This is a genomic window from Flavobacterium luteolum (assembly GCF_027111275.1).
Taxonomy (GTDB): Bacteria; Bacteroidota; Bacteroidia; order Flavobacteriales; family Flavobacteriaceae; genus Flavobacterium; species Flavobacterium luteolum.
Genome location: NZ_CP114286.1, coordinates 3,916,003 through 3,939,366 on the forward strand (window position 1 = coordinate 3,916,003; position 23,364 = coordinate 3,939,366).

Annotated in this window: 16 protein-coding genes; 12 read left to right on the forward strand and 4 right to left on the reverse strand. The window is 33.5% G+C overall.

Features of this window, described 5'->3' with window-relative positions:
• Positions 1-79: 79 nt before the first annotated feature.
• Both OZP10_RS16775 and OZP10_RS16780 read right to left on the reverse strand, forming a co-directional pair.
• On the reverse strand, positions 80-1,591 hold the full coding sequence (locus OZP10_RS16775) for a RagB/SusD family nutrient uptake outer membrane protein (protein ID WP_281631904.1): 1,512 nt from the start codon (positions 1,589-1,591) through the stop codon (positions 80-82).
• 36 nt (positions 1,592-1,627) lie between these two features.
• Positions 1,628-4,732: a SusC/RagA family TonB-linked outer membrane protein gene (locus tag OZP10_RS16780; protein WP_281631905.1), complete on the reverse strand. Its 3,105-nt coding sequence runs from the start codon at positions 4,730-4,732 to the stop codon at positions 1,628-1,630.
• Between the two features lie 678 nt (positions 4,733-5,410).
• Here OZP10_RS16780 and OZP10_RS16785 point away from each other — a divergent pair.
• The gene (locus OZP10_RS16785) at positions 5,411-6,049 is read left to right on the forward strand and encodes a sugar-binding protein (protein ID WP_281631906.1); all 639 of its coding nucleotides are present in this window, start codon (positions 5,411-5,413) and stop codon (positions 6,047-6,049) included.
• Positions 6,050-6,312: 263 nt separating this feature from the next.
• On the opposite strand, the gene OZP10_RS16790 is transcribed toward OZP10_RS16785, so the two are convergent.
• Complete coding sequence (locus tag OZP10_RS16790; RefSeq protein WP_281631907.1) at positions 6,313-7,353, reverse strand: LacI family DNA-binding transcriptional regulator; 1,041 nt, start codon at positions 7,351-7,353, stop codon at positions 6,313-6,315.
• A gap of 231 nt (positions 7,354-7,584) precedes the next feature.
• Here OZP10_RS16790 and OZP10_RS16795 point away from each other — a divergent pair, with 231 nt between their 5' ends.
• The 10 genes from OZP10_RS16795 to OZP10_RS16840 all read left to right on the forward strand — a co-directional run bounded on the left by OZP10_RS16795 (position 7,585) and on the right by OZP10_RS16840 (position 20,117).
• Positions 7,585-8,676: a GHMP family kinase ATP-binding protein gene (locus OZP10_RS16795; RefSeq protein WP_281631908.1), complete on the forward strand. Its 1,092-nt coding sequence runs from the start codon at positions 7,585-7,587 to the stop codon at positions 8,674-8,676.
• Between the two features lie 5 nt (positions 8,677-8,681).
• Positions 8,682-9,563 carry a sugar phosphate nucleotidyltransferase gene (locus tag OZP10_RS16800; RefSeq protein ID WP_281631909.1) on the forward strand — a complete coding sequence of 294 codons (882 nt, stop codon included), beginning with the start codon at positions 8,682-8,684 and terminating at the stop codon, positions 9,561-9,563.
• 165 nt (positions 9,564-9,728) lie between these two features.
• Positions 9,729-11,108 (forward strand): sugar MFS transporter, encoded by a 1,380-nt coding sequence (locus tag OZP10_RS16805; protein WP_281631910.1) that lies wholly within the window; start codon positions 9,729-9,731, stop codon positions 11,106-11,108.
• A gap of 24 nt (positions 11,109-11,132) precedes the next feature.
• Complete coding sequence (gene nagB / locus OZP10_RS16810; RefSeq protein WP_281631911.1) at positions 11,133-13,061, forward strand: glucosamine-6-phosphate deaminase; 1,929 nt, start codon at positions 11,133-11,135, stop codon at positions 13,059-13,061.
• A gap of 304 nt (positions 13,062-13,365) precedes the next feature.
• Positions 13,366-13,596, forward strand: a complete 231-nt coding sequence (locus OZP10_RS16815; RefSeq protein WP_281631912.1) for a DUF3820 family protein — start codon at positions 13,366-13,368, stop codon at positions 13,594-13,596.
• Between the two features lie 72 nt (positions 13,597-13,668).
• The gene (locus OZP10_RS16820) at positions 13,669-14,061 is read left to right on the forward strand and encodes a hypothetical protein (protein ID WP_281631913.1); all 393 of its coding nucleotides are present in this window, start codon (positions 13,669-13,671) and stop codon (positions 14,059-14,061) included.
• 981 nt (positions 14,062-15,042) lie between these two features.
• The gene (pyrG, locus tag OZP10_RS16825; RefSeq protein WP_281631914.1) at positions 15,043-16,656 is read left to right on the forward strand and encodes a CTP synthase; all 1,614 of its coding nucleotides are present in this window, start codon (positions 15,043-15,045) and stop codon (positions 16,654-16,656) included.
• An 80-nt stretch (positions 16,657-16,736) separates the two neighbouring features.
• The gene (gene yidC / locus OZP10_RS16830; protein WP_177210270.1) at positions 16,737-18,650 is read left to right on the forward strand and encodes a membrane protein insertase YidC; all 1,914 of its coding nucleotides are present in this window, start codon (positions 16,737-16,739) and stop codon (positions 18,648-18,650) included.
• Between the two features lie 94 nt (positions 18,651-18,744).
• Positions 18,745-19,470, forward strand: a complete 726-nt coding sequence (locus OZP10_RS16835; protein ID WP_281631915.1) for a toxin-antitoxin system YwqK family antitoxin — start codon at positions 18,745-18,747, stop codon at positions 19,468-19,470.
• Positions 19,471-19,559: 89 nt separating this feature from the next.
• A complete protein-coding gene (locus tag OZP10_RS16840) occupies positions 19,560-20,117 on the forward strand; it encodes a DUF4956 domain-containing protein (protein ID WP_281631916.1) in 558 nt (185 codons plus the stop codon).
• Here OZP10_RS16840 and OZP10_RS16845 read toward each other — a convergent pair.
• Positions 20,114-21,991: a PEP/pyruvate-binding domain-containing protein gene (locus OZP10_RS16845; protein ID WP_281631917.1), complete on the reverse strand. Its 1,878-nt coding sequence runs from the start codon at positions 21,989-21,991 to the stop codon at positions 20,114-20,116. The two genes, OZP10_RS16840 and OZP10_RS16845, sit on opposite strands and share 4 nt — an antisense overlap.
• Positions 21,992-22,133: 142 nt before the next feature.
• Between OZP10_RS16845 and mnmA the strand changes: the two genes are divergently transcribed.
• Positions 22,134-23,321 carry a tRNA 2-thiouridine(34) synthase MnmA gene (gene mnmA / locus OZP10_RS16850; protein ID WP_281631918.1) on the forward strand — a complete coding sequence of 396 codons (1,188 nt, stop codon included), beginning with the start codon at positions 22,134-22,136 and terminating at the stop codon, positions 23,319-23,321.
• The last annotated feature ends 43 nt before the right edge of the window (positions 23,322-23,364 follow it).

Here is a 23,364-nt window from a genome sequence, read left to right on the forward strand (position 1 = left end):
AAACAGAAAAGTACTTTTATTGTTGTAAAAAATCAAGAATAGACAGACATTTAACTGTCTATTCTTGATTGGGTATTTTTTATTGTCTGTCGGAGTTGCTTAAGTTTGGATTAAGATCAACCTGACTTTGTGGATAAGTATAATATTTGTTTTGTGGCATTTTGATTAAAGCTGCTTCTCCAACTCTAAGGTGATATGCATTCACCAAAACATCATATTTGTTCATTCTGATTAAATCTGAACGGCGTTTTCCTTCGTAGAAAAGTTCCCAACCTCTTTCCTGTAAAATGGCATCTCTTAAACTAGTTTGCGTGTGATCTGATAAAACTAGAAGTTTTGCATGTGATCTTCCTTTTACTTGATTGATAAGGTCAATCGCTTCTTGAGTTGGCCCGCTAATTTCGTTTAAGGCTTCAGCTCTGCTCAATAAAACATCAGCATAACGAAGGATGTTTACACTATGGCCATCATAATAAGTAGTCGTTTCGTCGTCAGCATATTTTTTTGTAGAAACATCTTGCATGTAGAATTCTCCAGCTGGCGGTTGAGCTCCCAATGAAGGTGCTTGTTTATGAAGAAGACCGTCTGTACCCATAAATTCTGGAAAGAAACATTGTTTTCTTTCATCTTCGTCACCAAAAGTGTTGTAGAAATCCCAGTTTACAGTATAATATTGCCATCTGTTTTGAACAACAGGGTGATCAACAGGACCAAAGTGATTTAGTAATTCAGTTCCGTTTGTGTTGGCATCGCTTAAAGAAGAGAAGATGTTTTCGCTGCACCATTTGTTACTTTCTTTAAACAAACCTAAGTAAGAAGGATATAAATGATATTCGTTTAAATCCATTACTTTTTGTGTATAGGTAACCACTTTTTGCCAATCATGGCTTCTCAAGTATAATTTTGCCAATAATGTAAGAGCAGCACCTTTTGTAGCGCGTCCCACATCGTTTGTACCATAAATATCATTGTTTTTATAATTAACTGGAAGCACATCAGCAGCTTCGGTTAATTCTTTAATCATAAAAGCATCGATTTCTTCTACAGAAGATGGTGGAGTTTGATCTAAATAACCTGGATTTCCTAGATTGGCTTCTGTAATTAAAATTACTGGTCCCCAAGAATCTGTTAAATCCATGTAAGCAGAACATCTTAAGAATTTAGCTTCTGCAATAAATTGTGCTTTTTCTGCAGCTGTAATTCCACCCATTGGTGTAATGTTGAAAATCGCATTATTAGCATTGGCAATCAATTTATACATCGCGTTCCAATCTTCTTTTAGAAGACCGTTTGCTGAGTTCCAAGTTCCTAATGATAATTGTCCTGGATCTCCTCCAAATTGGCAATGTCCTAAATCTGTTGCGATATCAGTAAGGGCAAAGTGTCTTGTAGCCCAATAAGAAAAGTTATCGCCTACAGAAGGTCCTTTTAATCTTCCATAAATGGAATTGATAGCCGCAATAGCATCCGATTTTGTCTGATACCCATTGGTATTAGTCAAGCTGCTATATACCGTGGGATCAAGATCTTGATTGCAAGAAACTTGTGTTCCAGCGGCAAGTAAAAGTAATAAGATTGTATATTTTTTCATTTGAATCAATTTAATGTTACTATAAAGCATTTTAGACTAGTGAATTGCTACTTTAATTCCAAGTATAAAAGTTCTTGAAGCTGGGAATGAGTTAAAGTCGATTCCTCCACCTAAATTTTGTTTTGTTGCATTGTCGGGAGTAAAATGTCCATTAACCTCAGGGTCATTTCCAGAATAGTTTGTAATTGTCAAAAGATTTTGTCCAATCGCATACAATCTAATGCTATCAATAAATTTTACTGTTTTTAATGCGCTTTCAGGAATTGTATATCCGATAGAAACATTTTTCAGACGCAAATAAGACGCTTCTTCAACAAATTTAGAGTTCACATAACTTCCGTAAGTGCTTTTGTAATAACCATCTCTAGGAATATCTGTGTTTTCGTTTTTTCCAGCAACCCAACGGTTTAGAGCATCAGTGCTTGTAGAAGACTCACCAACCATTTTAGTCATATTGTAAACTGAATAATCAAAAGCGCCTTGGAAAAAGATATTCATATCAAAATTTCTATATCTGAAATCGTTATTAAAACCAGCCACATAATGCGGGATAGAATTTCCTAAATATGTTCTATCTTTTGCTGTAATTTTACCATCGCCATCAACGTCTACATACTTAGGATCTCCAGCAACAGATAATGGTTGAGGAGCGTAAGTTTCTCCAGTTTTGATAACTCCGGCGTATTTGTAACCAAACAAAACTCCCATTTCTTTTCCTGGTTCCAATCTAGTAAATTCTTGACCAGAAACCGTTCCGCTTGGATTTGAAGTATTTGTACTGATGATTTTTACATTGTCAGCTAGAGATACCACTTCTTGTTTGTTATATGCAACATTTAAAGAAGTCGTCCAAGTAAATTTATCATTTCTATAGTTTGTTGTGCTTATTCCTAATTCGACACCGTGGTTATCAATTACTCCAGAATTAATTCTTTGAGTATCAAATCCCCACCATCCTCCAACAGGAACATTTAAAAGGGCATCACTAGTTCTTTTTTTGTAATAATCGAATGTAATAGAAAGTTTGTCATTAAATAAACCTAAATCTAAACCAATATCAGTTTGAGCAGTTTGTTCCCATTTTAGATTTGGGTTTGCTAAGTTGGCAGGCTCAGTTCCTGATACGAATTGATCTGGAGAAATAGTTACACCCCAAGAAGACAATCGGCTCATATAAGCATAATCCCCAATACCGTCACTACCTGTGATACCATAACTTGCTCTCAATTTAAGTTCAGAAACTGCTTTTACGTTTTGCATAAAAGATTCGTTAGATATTTTCCAGGCAACGGCTCCAGAAGGGAAAATACCAAATTTGTTATTTGGACCAAAACGAGAAGAACCGTCTTTTCTAATAGTAAAGGTTGCTAGGTATTTATCATTGAAAGCATAATTTAACCTTCCAAAATAAGATGTCAATTTCGTTTCTGTTTTTTCTGTTTCAGGTTTTAAATATACTGAAGCTCCTTGCAGGTTGTAATAAGTCAATAAGTCACTAGAAAAACCAGTACCTGCAGCTCTCATTCTTTCGTACGTATCTTTTTGGTTAGAAGTACCGATCATTGCAGTAATTGCATGTACTTCTTTGATGTCAAATTTATACGTTAAATATTGTTCTGTACTCCATCTGAAATATGTTTTGTTTTCTTCTGAACCAGAACCTTTTAATGCAGCTCCTGCTACTAAAGTACTTGGAGTATATTTTCCTTGAATGTTTTCCTGCCATTCTGCACCAGCACCAAAATGATATGTTAATCCTTTAATAATTTGATAATCTAAAAACATGTTTCCGTTTACCAATCTGTTGATTGTATGATCTGTCGGTTCAAGTAAAAGTGCTAATGCATTGTCTTTTCCTTGAAATTTATAATAAGAACCATCTGCATTGTAAATTGGAATAGCTGGCGGAGCAGTTTGGATAGAGAACATTGGAGACAAAATATTATCGCCAAAATCACTATTATTTCCTTCAGCAAAAGCGCCATAAGCATTCATACCCATGGTCAGCTTATCGTTGAATTTCTTTTCTGCACCCATTCTCACAGTATATCTTTCAAAATCAGTATTAACTATAGCTCCAGTTTGTTTTAAATAGTTTCCTGAAAGAAAGAATTTTGAAGTTTGGTCGCTTCCGCTAAAAGTAAGCGTTCTGTTAAGCACTTCGCCAGGACGAGTTGCAGCGTCAAACCAGTTAGTGTTGGCAACAGGGAAGCTTGAAGGGAAAAGTGGAGGTCTTCCGTTTTCAGCATTAAGAGCATTTTGATAATCTGCATATTGCTGTCCAGTCATTAAAGATGGTTCTTTTATGATATTTTGAAAACCATCAGAAATCTCAGCTTCCACATTCATTTTTCCAGCTTTTCCTTTTTTAGTTGTAATCAAAATTACCCCATTTCCTCCGCGAGCACCGTAAATTGCAGTAGAAGCGGCATCTTTTAGAATCTGAATATTTTCAATGTCGTTTGGACTAATTGAAGCTCCAGTACTAGTAATGAATCCGTCAACAACATATAACGGAGCATTAGAAGTATTGATTGAGTTTCCACCTCTAATTACAACCTGCGGATTTGTTCCCGGTGCATAACTATTTTGCTGAACCTGTACTCCCGAAGCACGTCCTTGAAGAGCTTGTCCAACATTTGCAACCGTTCCGCCTAAGTTTAAATTGTCTTTGCTAAGTGAACTCACAGAACCAGTAAGGTCTTTTTTTTTAGATTTTCCGTATCCAATAACAACTTCTTCTAGTTTTTGTCCAGCTTCTTTCATGACAATTTTTAAAGGAGAGCTTCCAATGCTTACTTCTTGATCTTCCATACCAATGAAAGTAATCACAAGTTTTGTAGCATTATCTGGAACTGTAATGGCAAAAGTCCCGTCAACATCTGTCTGAACACCTTTTGTAGTTCCTTTAACTACAACATTGGCGCCAGGAAGAGGCATGCCGTTTTGATCTGTTACAGTACCTTTTACAGTTTTTTCAAAAAATAGTGCCGTATTGTTTTTATCAGAAATATTTATAGAAGAAGCTGCAGAGGCTTGAAATGTAAAAACTAATAACGAGAGAACCGTTATTCCGATTTCTTTACGGGATAAATTGTTAATCCGAAAATCTCTTGGCTTTTTTTGGGTTAATAATTTCATACTTTGAATTGGTTTTGGTTAATGTTTAATTGTTTTTTCTTTGTTTGTAGGTTTTAGATTTCTTTTTTGATCTGGAAATTCATTTTGCCTTTTTAATTGTGTTGTGATTGAGTTGTTTTTTAGATCAATCAGAGCTTTTGTTTTTTGCTTTAAATACTGCTTGTTTAGCTCAATTTTTTACTTCCTGAAGCGTGAAAATCACCGAATATTTTTCATAATTAACTTAGTTTTAAGATTAATCTCTGACGAAACTAGAGATTATATTTTTATAAAACAAGAAAAAATACAAAAAATGTGCTCGAACACACAAATTTTATGTTCTCGAGCACATAAAATTGTGTGAATCATTTTTTTTGACTTAAATTGCTGTGATATTTTTAAAATAATTTAGAAAAAACAGTGTGTGTAATATTGATGGTTTTTTGAATTATAAATAAGGATTTATTAAAAACTTATGAATTTCGCAATCACTAAACGAAAAACGTAAAAATTAAGCAGTCTTTTCTTATGCTGAAAAGAGCGGAATTTTTGGTTTTAATTATGAATTCGGTTTGTTTTTTAATTCGATTTTTGAACTATATTGGTCACGAAGAAAAAGGACGAAAACGCGAAATGAATTAATGGTCATTTTGACCTTTTTTGAAAATGAAAAATTAACAGATTTTAAGAAGAAGAATTTTGAAAGAATACCACATACAAATAATAGATAAAAATCAAGAAAATGCAACCCGTATTTTAGATTCTTTTTTTTGGGAAAAAGCAAATTGTTTGACCGATTTTACTTCTCCATGGAATAATGATCCAGTTTTAAGAATTGAATTTCGTGCACTCTGGGATAAGGATAATTTCTATTTTAATTTTAGGGTTTTTGACACGGATATCTATATAGATAAGAAAGATAATAGTGTAGACAGTATTTGTGAGTCAGATAGAGTGGAGCTGTTTTTTAGGAGTAATGATAAGCTTAATCCTTATTATTGTTTAGAAATAGATCCTTCAACTAGATTGTTGGATTTCGAAGCGCGTCCAGATAAAATTTTTGACTATGACTGGAAGTGGGCTGAAAACCATATAAAGTTGGCATCTTCAAAAGACGAAGTTTCTTTCACGGTTGCGGGATCAATTAGTATTGCATCTTTAAAAGAATTGGATTTAATTCATGATAATATTATCGAAACTGGGGTTTACAGGGCTAAATTTGTCAAGCAAAAAGGCGGAAATTACGAACCAACCTGGATAACGTGGGTAGATCCTAATACTGCAGAACCGAATTTTCATATCGCTTCTTCTTTCGGGAAATTTGTTTTGATGGAATAGTTTTGCCTGCCACAAAGGCGCGAAGACGCAAAGGTTTTTTTTAAAGGGAATAATCTAATTTGGATTGCCTCCAGCTTTAACTTTTGTTGTTTTTTTGCGTCTATTTTTAAACACAGTCCGTGGTTGAAACGATGAACTAAACTGGAATACAAGTAAAGTATTGAAAGTATAAAAAAACTTTGCGCCTCCGCTCCCGATAGCTATCGGGATTGCGAGATTCAAATAAAAAAAACTTTGCGTTCTAGTGGCTTCGTGGCAAAATCCTAGCTAATGTAAAAAGAAGCGTTTTCGACATTTATAATATCAATAGGAAGCAAAATAGTTTCCGGAATATCTTTTCGGAATAAAAAGTGTTCGACTAAAGTGCTGACTCCCAAATAAGCTTGTCTCTTCTGATTCTGATGAATTAAAAAATGAATCAATCCCTGATTAAGAAAGCTGACGTTTTTATCAACTAAGTCGTAACCGATCAAAGCGATTTTTTCGTCTGTTATATTTGAAAGCGTAGAAGCGATTTGGTAAGCTTTTGAAGTGGTGATGAAAATACCGCTTAAATCTGGATTTTCATTTATAAAGGCAGGAAGCTTAGTTTCGATGTTAGAATATTTGAGTTTTAAAGTGGTTAAAGAAAAATCTGAAAGGTCTTTTTCTTCAAAATAACTTCTAAAACCTCGTTCTTTTTCCTGCATGTGAATCGCGTTTTTAAGGCTTTCATCAATATGGATAATGGCGATTTGGCCTTTCGACAGAATTAAATTCATTAAACTTGCAGCAACTCGGCCACTTTTGTATAGATCTTGCCCAACAAAGCTTTTTATTGACGAAGATTCAACTTGATTGTTGAAAGTGTTTACCATAATTCCCAGTTCCTCATATTGTTTTATGATTTCTATGGTTTCTTTATGGAAAAGCGGTGCTAATAAAACAGCATCTGGCGATTTGGCTACAATAGCTTCATGAGTCTTTAAAAAAGATTTTGTGCTTTCAGGATTGAAATAATGCGTTTCAATAACCACATTATAAGCCTTGAATTCTGTTATAGCGTCTTGGATTCCGTTAACACATGGAAGCCAGTATGGGTCAAATACAGGATCTGGAAGTAAAACGCAAATGCGGTACACTTTTGTGCTTTTTAAATTTCTAGCAATTAAGTTGGGTTCGTAATCAATTACATTCAAAACTTCATTGATTTTTTCGAGTGCAGCAGGAGAGACTTTTCCTCTATTATGCAGCACGCGATCCACAGTTCCTTTAGAAACTCCAGCCATTTGTGCTATATCCTTAATTGTGTACTTTTTATCCATATAGACAAATATAAAAACTTTGATTTAATAAATGCATTTTTTCTGTAAGAATTATAAAATGTGCTCGAGAACATAAAAATAGTGTGTTCGAGCACATTTTTGTATTTTTTCTTGTTTTATAAAAATATAATCTATAGTTTCGTGAAATCAAAACCGAAAAACTAAAATAAAAAGATAACCTAATAATATTGTAATTTATTGAATTGCAATATTTTAACACAATGTGTTTACGTGAAAAAAATTACCTCATTAGCTCCCGGCCGAACCTGTCTTTTTGGAGATCATCAAGATTATTTAGGATTGCCTGTTATAGCCTGTGCGATAGATAGAAGTATTAAATTAATAGCAAAAGAAAATCAGACCGACACATTTGTTCTGAATATGGTTGATATTAATGAAATTCGAGTTATCAATATACACGAGGCTTTCGAAAAATTAGAACCAAGAGATTATTTTGCATCCTCGTTGCGTGTCTTGCGCAGATATGGCTGTAAACCAACATCTGGTTATACGATTACCATTACTGGAGATATTCCAATTAATTCAGGAACTTCGAGTTCGTCAGCCTTATTAATGGCTTGGATTCGTTTCCTGATAGAAGCTTTCGGAATAGATCATGAAGTTACGCCTGAATTTCTTTCTAAATTAGGTTATGAATCTGAAGTGTTAGAGCACGGAGAGCCAGGCGGAATGATGGATCATTTTAGTATTGGCGTTGGAAATATTGTCTACATTAATACCAAAAAACCGTTTTCTTTTAATGTAATAGGAACGGAGTTAAAAGGTTTGATTACAGGAGTTTCAGGTGTTCCAAAGGAAACTATCGGACTTCTTGGTGAGCTGAAAGGAAATGCTTTAATGGCAATTGATATTGTGAAACAGAATTATCCGCAGTTTGATTTAAATGCTGCTGAAATAGAAGATTTGGATAAATACAGAAATTGTCTGCCAGATCGCATGATTCCGTTTTTTGAAGCGGCAATCAAAAATTATCATTATACCAAAGAAGCATTAAAGGAATTTGAGAAACCGGTTTTAGATCTAAAAAAAATAGGTGCATTAATGAATGCCCATCATGAAGTTTTGCGTGATTTACTGAAAATAACTGTTCCGAGAATAGATGCAATGGTTAACGCTGCATTAAAAGCAGGAGCATACGGAGCAAAAATTGTGGGCTCTGGCGGTGGTGGAAGTATTGTTGTAATTGCTGATCCTAAGTATGAAGATGTGGTTATAAAAGCGATTTTACATGCTGGAGCACAAGAAGCTTATGCGGTAAATGTTGATCCCGGAGTACGAATTATTAATAATATTGAAAATTAAATAAAATGCACGACAATTTAGTGATTTTAGCAGGTGGAGCTTCTTCTCGTATGAAAAAAGAAGCAGTTGCCAATAATCTTTCTCCAGAAGAAATTGCTCAGGCTAATGAAAGGAGTAAAGGCTTAATAGGTGTTGGTGCAAGCGGAAGGCCTCTTTTGGATTATCTTTTATGGAATGCAAAAAAAGCAGGCTATAAAAACATTTATATTATAATAGGAGAGCAAGGAGAATTGTTTAAAGAATTTTATGGAAGTAAAATGAAGGATAACGATTTTCACGGACTCAATATTTCATTTGCTGTTCAGTATATTCCTGAAGGAAGAGTGAAGCCTTTTGGAACTGCAGATGCTCTGTTTCAAGCTGTAGAGCAATATCCAGAACTAAATTCGCAGTTTTATTCGGTTTGCAACAGCGATAATTTGTATTCGGCTGAAGCATTGCTTGCTTTGAGAGAAACTGAAAGTCTGAATGCTTTTATTAGTTATGATCGTGATGCAATGGATTTTCCGCTGGAGCGTATTTCGCGTTTTGCAATTGCAAAATTGGACCAGAATAATCAGTTGCTGGATATTTTAGAAAAACCTACAGAAGAAGATTTGGAGCAATATAAAGATACGGAAGGAAAAATACGTGTTAGTATGAATGCTTTTAAGTTTAATGGCAAGACCTTATATGTGCATCTTAAAAATTGTCCTGTTCATCCAGAGCGTGATGAAAAGGAGCTTCCGACGGTTCTTTTGAATTCTGTTAAGGAAAATCCGAATACAACGATCGGAATTCCGTTTTCTGAGCACGTTCCAGACCTAACCGCAAAAGAAGATATTGCCGAAGTAAAAACATATTTGGCAAAATATTATCCTGATTTAAATTGGAATAATAAAAATTAACAAAACTTTCATATCTAAATTAGAGAATAAGGAAATTTAATGTAGTACTTTTGTTTTGCAAAAAAAATGCAGATATTTGCATAAATTACGCAATCAATAATGTGAGAGTTGATTCTAATTTAGATTTTGAATTAAATAAATCTATAACTAAATCAACCAAAAATTATGACAAACATTCAAAGTACATTACAGCTGGAGAAAAAAAGTACCATTGTTCCTATGGTAATTTTAACCTTATTGTTTTTTATTCTAGGATTTGTAACCTGGCTTAACGGACCACTAATTCCGTTTTTTGAATTAGCTTGCGAATTAACTTCTTCGCAAGCCTATTTTGTGACTTTCGCATTTTATATTGCCTACTTCGTAATGGCAGTTCCTTCTTCTTATATTATTGAAAAAGTGGGGTATAAAAACGGAATTTCTTTAGGATTGTTGATTATAGCCGCAGGAGCTTTTATGTTTTATCCAGCGGCTTCAAGTCGTACATTTCTCTTGTTTCTATTAGCTTTATTTATCATGGGAACTGGTTTGGCAGTTTTACAGACAGCTTCAAATCCGTATGTTGTTGTAATTGGCCCAAGAGAAAGTGCTGCTGCAAGAATTAGCGTTTTAGGAATTGCAAATAAATTGGCAGGTTTTGTTGCGCCAATTGTGCTTACTATTTTGGTTTTGTCTAATATGCAGGACTTTACCGCAGACAAAATTGCCTTGATGGATGAAGCTGCAAAAACTAGCGCATTAAATTCTCTTGCTTTACAATTACAAACGCCGTATCTTTATATGGGGTTGATTATTACTGTTTTAGCTTTAATGGTGAAATTTTCTCCTCTTCCAGAAATTGATTTGGGCGAAGATGGAAATGTGTCAGAATTGAGTGTTTTTAAACAAATTAAAAATGCTTTTCAGCACCCGCAGTTAGTTTTAGGAGTAATAACTCTAATGTTGTATTTATCTGCCGAAGTTTTGGCGGGAGATTCGATTGGAGCTTTCGGAAAACAGCTGGGAGTTTATGGTGAAGAAGGGAATTTTTATCTCAAATTGACCTCATTTACCATGTCAGCAATGGTGATCGGCTATATTCTTGGTATAGTTTTGATTCCTAAATATGTTTCGCAGGTCACTGCTTTAAAAGTGTCTGGATTGCTTGGTTTGGTGCTAGTTATGGCAATTGTTTTGATCTCTCCAAAGATAATGATTGCATTGCCAGGAACTCCAAATATACCATTGGTGATACTTTTAGTAGCGCTTTTAGGACTAGCAAATGCTTTGTGTTGGCCAGCAATATGGCCAATGGCTCTGCAAGATTTAGGTGGTTATACAAAGATTGGAAGTGCTATTTTGATTATGGGAATTATCGGTGGAGCAGTTTTTCCACTTTTTTACGGAATGATCACCGAAAGTATCAATTCTGCAAATGTTGCAAAAAATATGCAAGAGGTTTCGAAAAGTGGAAATCAGTTAGCATATTTAATGCTGTTGCCTTCTTATGCAATGATTTTGTTTTATGCTGTTAAAGGGCATAAATACAGGAAATGGAATAGTTGAACAAAAAATAAAAATTAATATATCATGTTAAAAAGTAAAATCGACAAAGCAACAGGTTTCGAAAAACGATTCGAAAACATTAACACAGTTGTTTTTGAAAACTCAACGGATGCTTCAAAAGAAGTAGCGCAAGAAATTGCGTCTTTAATCAAAGAAAAACAAAAAGAAGGAAAGCCTTGTATTTTAGGATTAGCTACTGGTTCTTCTCCAAAAGGTTTGTATGCTGAATTAGTGCGTCTTCATAAAGAAGAAGGTTTGAGTTTTAAAAACGTAATCAGTTTTAACTTGGATGAATATTATCCAATGGAACCAAATTCAATCAACAGTTATGTTCGTTTCATGAAAGAGCTTTTGTTTGATCATGTCGATATTTTACCTGAAAACGCTCACGTTCCAGACGGACTTTTAACAAAAGAACAAATTGCAGATTATTGCCACGAATATGAAGCTAAAATTGAAGCTTTGGGCGGAATCGATCTTCAGATTCTTGGAATTGGAGGAAACGGACACATCGGATTTAATGAGTCTGGTTCGCTTCAAAACTCTAAAACTCGTTTGGTGGCTTTAGATCATATTACAAGAGTTGCGGCAAGTAAAGATTTCTTTGGTTTAAATAATACGCCAAGAACTGCGATTACGCTTGGTGTTAAAAAAATCATGGAAGCAAAAAGAGTGATCTTGTTAGCTTGGGGTGAAGGAAAAGCAAACATTGTAAAAAAATCTGTTGAAGATGAAGTTACAAATCGAGTTCCTGCTTCATTCTTGCAAGAGCATAACAACGCAGTTTTTATTTTAGACAAAGAAGCTTCTTCAAAATTAACGAGAATCAACAAACCTTGGTTGGTTGAAAAAATTGTTTGGACAGATAAATTGACTCGTAAAGCAGTTTTAGGATTAGCATTAGATCTTAAAAAACCAATTTTAATGCTTACAGATGCTGATTATATCGAGAATGGTATGAGCGATTTGTTGGCGGATTCAGGTCCAGCTTACGATACTAACATTAAGATATTTAATAAATTACAAAATACAATTACAGGTTGGCCAGGTGGAAAACCAAATGCAGACGATACAAACCGTCCTGAAAGAGCAGAGCCGGCTAAAAAACGCGTATTGATTTTTAGTCCGCATCCTGATGATGATATTATCAGTATGGGAGGAACTTTCATGCGTTTGCAAGAGCAAGGACATGAAGTGCATGTTGCATACCAAACTTCAGGAAATATCGCTGTCGCAGATGATGAAGCTTTACGTTTCGCAAGATTCGTAATTGATTACAATGAAAAGTTCGGAATTAAAAGTGCGGAGGCAGATAGTATCTACAAAAAAGCAGAAGCATTTTTACAGAACAAAAAGAACAGCGAAATTGATATTCCAGAAGTTCGTTATATTAAAGGTTTAATTAGAAAAGGAGAGGCGAGAGCTACAAGTCATTTTGTTGGTCTTCCGGATTCTCAAATTCACTTTATGGAATTGCCTTTTTACGAAACAGGAACAATCGAGAAAAAACCAATCGGTCCAGAAGATATTCAGTTGACAGTTGATTTAATTGAAAAAATTAAGCCACATCAAATTTATGCCGCTGGTGATTTAGCAGATCCACACGGAACACACAAAGTTTGTTTAGATGCTATTTTTGAGGCAGTTAAAGTTTTAAAGCCAAAAGAATTCATGAACGACTGCTGGTTATGGTTATACCGTGGAGCTTGGCAAGAGTGGGGAATTGACGAAGTTGAAATGGCAGTTCCAATGAGCCCAGACCAAGTTTTAGCAAAACGTCACGGAATCTTCAAACACCAGTCACAAAAAGACGGAGTTGTTTTTCAAGGAACAGATGCAAGAGAGTTCTGGCAGAGAGCGGAAGACAGAAACCGCGAAACAGCAGAATTGTACCACCAGTTAGGTTTGGCAACTTATGCTGCAATGGAAGCTTTCGTGAGATGGCATTACTAAAAAAAGGTTCTAAGGTGCTAAGTTGCTAAGGTTCTAAGTTTTTTTAATCTTTTGAAATTTAGTGCTTAGTCTTAAATAATATTTTTGAAGCAGGAAGAGGGAACGAAAATAAGTTCTTTTTTCTTGCTTCTTTTTTTAAAAGGTGCTAAGGTTCTAAGATTCTGAGGTTCTAAGTTTTTTAATTTTTGATTTAATAATCTGTGAGAATCCTTTTAATCTGTGGCAAATTAATAATAGCTTTGCAACTAATTGAAGCAAGAAGAAGGCATTGGTCTTTCTTCTTGCTTCTTTCTTCTTAAAAACTATGGATCAAGATAAAAAGCAACTTATAAAATTAGCTCACACCAAAATGCCTTTCGGAAAATATGAAGGTAGATACTTAATTGATTTGCCTGAATATTATGTGGTTTGGTATCATAATAAAGGATTTCCTAAAGGAGAATTAGGCCAGCAGCTACAGCTTATTTATGAATTAAAATTAAATGGTTTGGAGGAGTTAATAAGGAATATAAAGAAGCAATATCCTAAGAGTTAAAAAAAAAGAGTACTATGCACTAGTAACTGAGTAAAATTATTTCTATATATTTGTAAAAAAAATCTTATATAAATGAATAATAAAATGTATTCTTCAAATGCTGGACAAAACATGGGTATTTTGGCTTTAGTATTTGGTATTATGGCTTTAATAGTTGCAATTATACCGTGTTTCATCGCATTTATTTCTGTTATCTTAGGGATTATCGCATTAATTTTTGGAACTATAAGTTTTTTTCAGGCAAAAAAAAATAACGCTTCAACACAATTGTCAAAAGCAGGTTTAATTTTGGGTATTGTAGCAATTGTAATTAATATTATTTGGGTTGCATCTTTCTTTAGTTTTTTTAAATTTCTTGATTCTAAACAAGACGAAATAAATAAAATAGACTCAATAGAAATACATACTGTAAAAATAGACTCTGCAAGTACTAAAATAATAACTGATTCAATCCAAATTAAATAAATCTTGTAACCTGTTGAATTAGAAATTATTTATAAAATGAATTCTTATAAAAAAATAAATTTAATTTTTATTTTATTAATTCTGTTTATCTTTTTTTATTGTTTTTTTCTTCCCTATTTAAATTTTGGTTTGCGTTCATCCTGTGAAGGATTTCCATTGATGTACTGTAAAAGCCGTGGACTTACGAGGGCTTTTTCTCAAATTCTTAGAATGAATTTTCAGCATGCAATAATTTACAATCCATTTAGTCTAAAAATTTTTAGTTTCTTTTTCTTTCAGCTTCTTGCAAGGTTTTTCGTTAACTGTATTATTTCTTTTTCTGTATTTAAAAGACTATTGATTTTTGATGTTTTAGTAGGTGCAATTTCTTTTTTCTTCTGCTTTTATAATTTAATATTTCCTTATTAGAAATCAATTAGATTGTATCCTTAGGTTTAGTTATGTATTGTTGCTGTAAAAAGGCAATATCCCAAACCAATTTAAATAGTAAGAAAAATCTTTGGCAGTTTGATTTTTTTTATATAAGTTTGAAATACAAAATATTATAATTTCCAAAAACAAAGTGATACCACAGAATTCCAGCCTGAATTCATAAATGTGTACAAGTCAGTGTTTTTTAAATTATAATATTTTTTTTTGCTCAAAACTTACCTCTGCAGCAAGTATTGTCTGCTTGCGTGAAAAATTTCAAAGGGATAATCCCGATTTTATATTACATGTATAAAAAGGATCTATAATGATTGTCCAATACAATAAAAAAATCGGATTTTTAAATTGTTAAGGTTATTGTTTATTAGTTGCGAATTTGCAGCTAAAAACAGAAAAATCTTTCGTTTTCTTATGGAGGAACTTTAAACCTTTATTTAAATCGAAAGAACTCTAAAAATTTAAAAATTATCTCATTCTGGAATTGATAAATTGTCTAATTAAATTTGTACTTTTGCCAAGTTTTTTACACAACTACTTACAAACAACAACAGAATGAATCAAACAAAATATATTTTTGTTACAGGAGGTGTGACCTCTTCATTAGGAAAAGGGATTATCGCGGCATCTTTGGCAAAATTGTTACAAGGAAGAGGATACCGTACAACTATTCAGAAATTTGATCCATACATTAACGTTGATCCAGGAACTTTAAATCCTTATGAGCACGGAGAATGTTACGTGACAGATGATGGAGCTGAAACTGACTTAGACTTAGGACACTACGAGCGTTTCTTAAACGTTCCTACTTCTCAGGCTAATAATGTTACTACAGGAAGAGTTTATCTTTCGGTTATTGAAAAAGAAAGAAGAGGAGAATTTTTAGGAAAAACGGTTCAAGTTGTTCCTCATATCACAAACGAAATCAAAGACAGAATGCAGTTGCTAGGTAAATCTGGCGATTATGATATTGTTATTACTGAAATTGGTGGTACAGTTGGTGATATCGAATCTCTACCTTATATAGAATCTGTTCGCCAGTTAGTTTGGGAGTTAGGTGAAAATAACGGAATCGTAATTCATTTGACATTAGTTCCTTATTTGGCTGCTGCAGGTGAGTTGAAAACAAAACCAACACAGCACTCGGTTAAGACTTTAATGGAGAGCGGTATTAAAGCAGATATTTTGGTTTGTAGAACAGAGCACGAATTGTCTCAGGAATTACGCCAGAAATTAGCTTTATTCTGTAATGTGAAGAAAGAAGCGGTTATTCAGTCAATCGATGCTTCTACTATATATGAAGTTCCAAACTTAATGCTTGAAGAAGGATTAGACGTTGTAGCTTTAAAGAAATTGGATTTGCCTAAAAAAGCATCTCCAGATCTTAAAAACTGGAATACTTTCTTAAAAAGATTAAAAAGCCCAAAACAAACGGTAAATATTGGTTTGGTTGGGAAATATGTAGAAATGCAGGATTGTTACAAATCTATTTTGGAGGCGTTCATTCATGCAGGAGCTGCAAACGAAACAAAAGTAAACGTAATTTCTATTCACTCAGAGCATATCAATGCTGATAATGTGGAAGAGAAATTAGGTTCTCTTGACGGAGTTTTAGTTGCTCCAGGTTTTGGTGAAAGAGGTATTGAAGGAAAAATCGAAGCAGTTCGTTTTGTACGTGAAAACAATATTCCTTTCTTCGGAATCTGTTTAGGGATGCAAATGTCTGTTATCGAGTATTCTAGAAATATTTTAGGTTATGCAGAAGCGAACTCTACAGAGATGAACGATAAAACGTCTCATCCGGTTGTGAGTTTAATGGAAGAGCAGAAAAATGTAACCGATAAAGGAGGAACAATGCGTTTAGGTGCTTGGAAATGTGATATTAAACCAGACACTTTAGCATATAAAATTTACGGACAAAAAACTATTTCGGAGCGTCACCGCCACCGTTATGAGTATAACAATAAATATGCTGATGAATTACAGAAAGCTGGTTTAAAAGCTTCAGGAATTAATCCTGATACAGGTTTAGTTGAAATCGTAGAGCTTGAAAATCACCCGTTCTTTATTGGTGTACAATACCATCCAGAATACAAAAGTACAGTTGCAAATCCGCACCCGATCTTTGTAAACTTTGTGGCTGCTGCGGTAAATGCGCATAAAAAATAATAATTATATTCTGAGAAGATGTAACATTTGAGTCAGACTCATTACTAATAACCTTCAACGAATAACTTTTTAAATTAATAATGGAAGAAAAAAAATTAGACTTTAATTCGATCATTGGTTTTGTATTGATCTTCGGAATTTTGATTTGGATTATGTATCAAAATCAGCCTTCTGAAAAAGAAATTGCTGCTGAAAAAGCCAAGAAAGAATTAGTTGCTAAACAAGAAGCACAAGCAAAAGCAGATAAAGCTAAAACTGCGTCATTACCAGCTGCAGCTGTAACTCCTGGAGATACAGTTCAATTGGCGCAATTGCAAAAAACTTTAGGAGGATTTGCTTATTCTGCAACCCTTCCTTCTGCTAAAGAAGCTTTTACTACAATCGAAAACGAAAAATTAAGATTAAAGATTGCTAATAAAGGTGGTTATATTGTTGAAGCTACTTTAAAAGAATTCGAAAGATTAAAAAAAGGTTCTGGACAATTAGTTGAGTTAATCAAAAACAACAACTCTAACTTAAATTTACAACTTCTTACTACAGATAATAGAACATTAAACTCTAAAGATTTGTACTTTGAACCAACTTTAGAAAAAATTGGTGCAGACCAAGTTTTGTCTATGCGTTTGAAAGCTGGAGCTAATGAATTTTTAGAATATAAATACATTCTTAAACCAAACGATTACTTAGTTGGTTTTGATATTCGTTCTCAAGGATTAAATAGAGTTTTAAATTCTGCAAAACCAATTGATTTGCAATGGGATTTAAAAACATACAGAAATGAGAAAAGTATTGCGTATGAAAATCGTTATGCACAAATTGATTTTAAATACGAAGAATCAAAATACAACAACGTAAGTTCGCACGGACAAGGGAAAGAAGAGACGCCTACAAAAGTGAGTTATGTTGCTTTCAAACAGCATTTCTTTACTACGATTTTATCTACAGACAAACCTTTTGAAACTTCAAAATTACAATCTGACGATTTAGTTAAAGACGAAAAAATCGATACTGTTTTCACTAAGCAGTTTAGAGCTAATTTGCCTTTAGCGTTTTCAAATGGAGAGATCGATTACAAAATGAATCTGTACATGGGTCCTGCAGATTACAAAACATTAAAAGCTTACGATAAAAATTTCGAAAAGATTATTCCATTAGGATGGGGAATCTTTGGATGGATTAACAAATGGATCTTTATTCCTTTATTTGGATTCTTAAGCTCAACAATCGGATTATCATTAGGTATCGCGATTATCATTTTTACAATTATCATCAAATTGGCCATGTCGCCAATTACCTATAAGTCATTCTTGTCTCAGGCTAAAATGAAAGTTTTAAGACCTGATATTGCTGAGTTGGGAGAAAAATTCAAAAAAGACCCAATGAAGAAACAGCAGGAAACAATGAAGTTGTACAACAAAGCAGGTGTAAACCCAATGGCAGGATGTATTCCGGCATTGATTCAGTTGCCATTTATGTATGCATCGTTCCAGTTTTTCCCTGCGGCGTTTGAATTAAGACAAAAAAGTTTCCTTTGGGCAGACGATTTATCTTCTTTTGACTCGGTTGTAAAATTACCATTCACTATTCCGATGTATGGAGATCACATCAGTTTGTTCCCAATCTTGGCGGCAATTGCGATTTTCTTCTACATGAAGATGACTTCAGGAGATCAGCAAATGGCAGCTCCTCAACAAGAAGGTATGCCAGATATGGCAAAAATGATGAAAATCATGATTTATGTTTCGCCATTAATGATGTTAATTTTCTTCAACAATTACGGTTCAGGATTATCTTTATACAACTTCATTTCGAACTTAATTACAATTGGAATTATGTTCGTAATTAAGAATTATATTGTAGATAGTGATAAAATTCACGCTCAGATTCAAGAAAATAAACAAAGAGAGCCTAAGAAGCCAAGTAAGTTCCAACAACGTCTTCAAGAAGTAATGGAACAGCAGGAAGCCGCAAAAGCTCAGAATAAAAAGAAATAATTCTCAATAAAAAAATCTCGATTTATCGGGATTTTTTTATACCATTATACTTTATAAGTAAGATTTTCGTTAAGCTTAAAAATTAGAACTTATTATGATCTCAAAAAAAATCATGTTTGGATTATTATTACTGACAACATTAATGTCAAATGCCCAAACCGATATAAATAAAGTTGATGCATCTGGAAAAAAAGATGGACTTTGGAAAGGTACTTATGCGGAATCTAAACGCCCTCGCTACGAAGGAACTTTTGATCACGGAAAAGAAACAGGTGTTTTTAAATTTTTTGATGATACAAAAAAGGGAGACATTGTAGCTACAAGAGATTTTAGTGCCAATGATGGAAGTTCATACACAATTTTTTACGATCAGAGCAAAAATAAAGTAAGTGAAGGAAAAGAGATTGGAAAAGCTCGTGAAGGCGAGTGGAAATACTATCATAAAGCGTCTAAAGTTTTAATGACGGTTGAGAACTACAAAAATGGAAAACTAGAAGGCTTAAGAACGATTTATTATCCAAATGCTCAAATTGCAGAAGAGATGACGTATAAAAATGGTTTAAAAGAAGGACCATATAAAAAAATAGGTCAGGATGGAACGCTTTTGGAAGAATCGAACTTTATGAATAACGAATACAATGGAGAATCTGTTTTTTATGATTCAGACAAATCTATTGCATCTAAAGGTAAATTTGTGAACGGTAAAAAAGCAGGAATCTGGCAATTTTATCAGAAAGGAAAATTGGTAAAAGAAGTAAATATGAGTGATCCTAAAAACACGAATAAAGCTTCTGAAAAAGGTGCAGCGTCGAAAAAGTAGTAGTCTAAAAAGTTCAGAATTCAGTCATTAAAAAATAAAATAGGTAAAGAATAAATTGATTACATTTGATTAACCAATTATTCTAACCAATGGATTTAAATGAACTTTTAGGACGATTTTTACTGTTGTTTTGCTCAATTTTAGTTCTGTATTTTTTCTCCAATAGAAAAGATAACGCCACCATAAATCCGTTGATGGTCATTGTTGGGCTTTGTACTTTTTCTCTTTGTTACCTTTTTACTAAAATCGAAATTGGCGTCGGAATAGGGTTTGGATTATTTGCGATTTTTTCAATACTCCGTTTTAGGACACAATCCTTTACTGTAAATGCAATTATATTTCTGTTTGCAACAATCACATTGTCTATTTTAGACATTATGTATCCGTTTGAAAAGATTGAATTATTACTATTCTTTCAGATCATAATCATCGGATTTTACATCGCAGCTTCGATTATTGTCAATAAAAAGGCTTCAAAATACCTGAATTCAGTTGATGTGAAAATTTCGCTTGACGAAAATTTTTCATTAAACTCCGAAGTAATTAGAAAATCAATTCAGCAGAAAATTAAAATTGAAGACTTTGATTTTCGAATTGTATTAATCAACACAACAGCCAACGAAATAGATTTATTAGTATTCTATTAATCGTTGAAAGGACGAACTTGTTTAATGTATAAATCTCTTTTTTCGCCCACAATTTTAAACTCAATATCTACCGGATGAAATTGGTTTTTACGCCAATATCGATACATTTTGGTTTCAATTTTTTTGCTGACATCATACAGATTACTCATTTCTTTTCTGGTCAATAAAGGCTCATTATTGTTTAAATTGGAATTGGAAGTATAATCGATATCAAAATCGGTTTCGTCTTTTCCGTCATTAAAATGATAAGCGACAAATTGTTCGCAGATTTCTCCTTTTTCGGGTTTTACAACAGAGTTTTCTCCTTTTTGAACATTAACTGTAATTCCTGGAAAGTTTTCTCTAAATATATTTTTGGTGATAATAACGCCATTTGCTAATTCGTCAGGAAAAGAGCGATGCACTAAAACGCCCATTGCAATATTCTGCTGATCGATTCCAAAAAGTTCTCTTTCGTTATACGAAGCTTCATTCCAGACACTTGCCCATACTTGTTTTATAGCTTTTTCGAAAGTTTTGATAGAATCGCCTATAATTCCTGTTTTTGAATCGTACAATCCAGCGCCATTAAAGTCATCCAAATCTTCTGCGTTTGTAGAAGAACGAAATCTGAAATTTTTGAATTTAGCATCTTTAAAAGCAATGTTCAATTTCGAAATCAATTCAGGATCAATAGGCTCTTTTTTGATAGCGTCTCTAATCTTCTTAAGCTGTTTATTAATCCAAGCCGTAGAATCTTTTTTAGAGGAAGCCAAAAGCTCTGTAATTAATGAAGAAATAGCAGGATTCTGAATGTGCTTTGTATAATAGTAAAACGGAATAGCGTGTGCATTTTCGGGTACTTTAAACGGAATTTCTTTTGAAATCGCAATTAAATACGCCATGTTTTGTGCTTTTGAACCAATATAATTCACTCCTTTTTTTGGAATTTCAGCCAAGTTCACTAATTCAGTAACGCTATTATCAATAATGAGTTTTTTCTTTTTTCCAGAGGCTTTTACTGGAATCTTTTTGGTTGTTTCTTTGAGGAAAAAAGTATCGACTTCGATTTTTAGTTCTACTTTTTTAGATAGCAGTTTTTTGATATTGTTGTCTTTTTCAATATCGGTGTAAGCCATAATCGGAATCTTTCTATTTTTTCCTAGAAGAACCAAATGGCTTAAAGGCGTCTGGAGTTCATTTACAATAATTCCTCGCACATTTGGAAGAACATCAGGTGTTCCGTCCAAAATAATGATTTCATCAGAATTAGGTTTTGTGGTTTCTAATTCCTTGATTTTGTATTGCTTCAAAATTCCAATATTGGTTCCTCGAACAACTTCTTGATATTTGATTTCGCCAAAAATATAATCTGATTTTACGCAAGGGATTTTGAATTTCTGTTCTTGATACCATTGCATCATATCTGGATTGTTCAGATAAAATTTCAGTTTTTCTCCAATAAAGGTGGAATTTTTAACCATACCAAAAAAACGTTCAATTAGTGGAACTGGCATATGATCAGATGCAGCAAGTTCGAAAATCCATTTATCTGTTCCTTTTATGTGGTTTAAATTTCCGAGAAGAAAATCTCTGTTTTTTTCTGTATCGCTGTAATTTTCATTGTTGAATACTTCAAGATCTTGGCTGTAGCCTAAATAGTTAACCACAAAATCATAATGAAGTAAAATAACACTACTGTTGAAATAATACATTTTCTGTTTTCGCATATCATAAATCACTTTTACCGATTCGATATTCGAAAATTTATCAGACAAAGGTTTTCCTCTAAATGCCTTGTAAGCTTCATAATTTGACAGGGACGCGCTAAATCGCTGTGCACTTAAAGAAGTTAAGGCAAGAAAGAAAAACAGGCTGTAAATGTATTTTTTCATGTTTTAAAAATGTATGACTAAATGTAATTAAAAAAGTAATAAGTTTTATCTACCGCAGGATTGCTTAAACTAATGAAAACCATGGTGAAATTTTCTATTATTTGGTGTACCTTTGCAACCTTAAAAAATTAAACATTTCAAAATGAAACGAGTAGTTGTTGGACTTTCAGGTGGAGTAGATTCTAGTGTTGCAGCATATTTATTGCAGCAGCAGGGATACGAAGTTATTGGCCTTTTCATGAAGAACTGGCACGATGATTCGGTTACTATTTCGAACGAATGTCCTTGGCTGGAAGACAGTAACGATGCTTTGCTTGTTGCTGAAAAACTGGGTATACCGTTTCAAACTGTTGATTTAAGTGAAGAATACAAAGAAAAAATCGTTGACTACATGTTTAACGAATACGAAAAAGGAAGAACTCCAAATCCTGATGTGCTTTGTAACCGCGAAATCAAATTTGATGTGTTTATGAAAATCGCTTTAAGCCTTGGTGCAGATTATGTGGCAACAGGACATTATTGCCAAAAAAGCGAAATTGAAGTAGACGGAAAACCAGTTTACCAATTAATTGCTGGAAATGATGTGAACAAAGATCAATCGTACTTTTTATGCCAGTTGTCTCAAGAGCAATTGTCAAAAGCTTTGTTTCCTATTGGAGCTTTAACAAAACCAGAAGTACGTGAAATTGCTGCCGAAATGGAATTGGTTACAGCTGAAAAGAAAGATTCTCAAGGTTTATGTTTTATTGGAAAAGTTCGTCTTCCAGAATTTTTACAGCAAAAACTACAGCCTAAAGATGGTAAAATTGTTCAGATTGATAAAAATGATCCGATTTATACTGTTGAGAAATCGGCTGAACTTTCTTTGGAAGAAAGACTAAAATTAGAATCTCAAAAATTAGAATATCTTCCAACAATGGGAAAAGTAGTTGGAAAACACCAAGGCGCACATTATTTTACAGTTGGACAAAGAAAAGGTCTGAATGTAGGAGGTACAATAGATCCTTTATTTGTAATTGCTACTGATGTAGAGACTAATACCATTTATACAGGTATGTCAAGCCAGCATCCAGGTTTGTTTAAAAAAGCACTTTTTGTTGGAGAATCTGAAGTACACTGGATTAGAGAAGACATGACTCTTAAACCTGGTGAGAAAATGGAAGTGATGGCTAGAATTCGTTACCGTCAGCCTTTGCAAAAAGCTGTTTTATATCAATTTGAAGACGGAATGTATGTAGAGTTTGAAGAGCCGCAGTCTGCTATTACAGAAGGACAATTTGTTGCTTGGTATTTGGAAAATGAATTAGTTGGTTCGGGAGTAATTTCTTAGCTTTATACTTTATTTGGGAGTAAATCCCTTAAAGGTATAAATT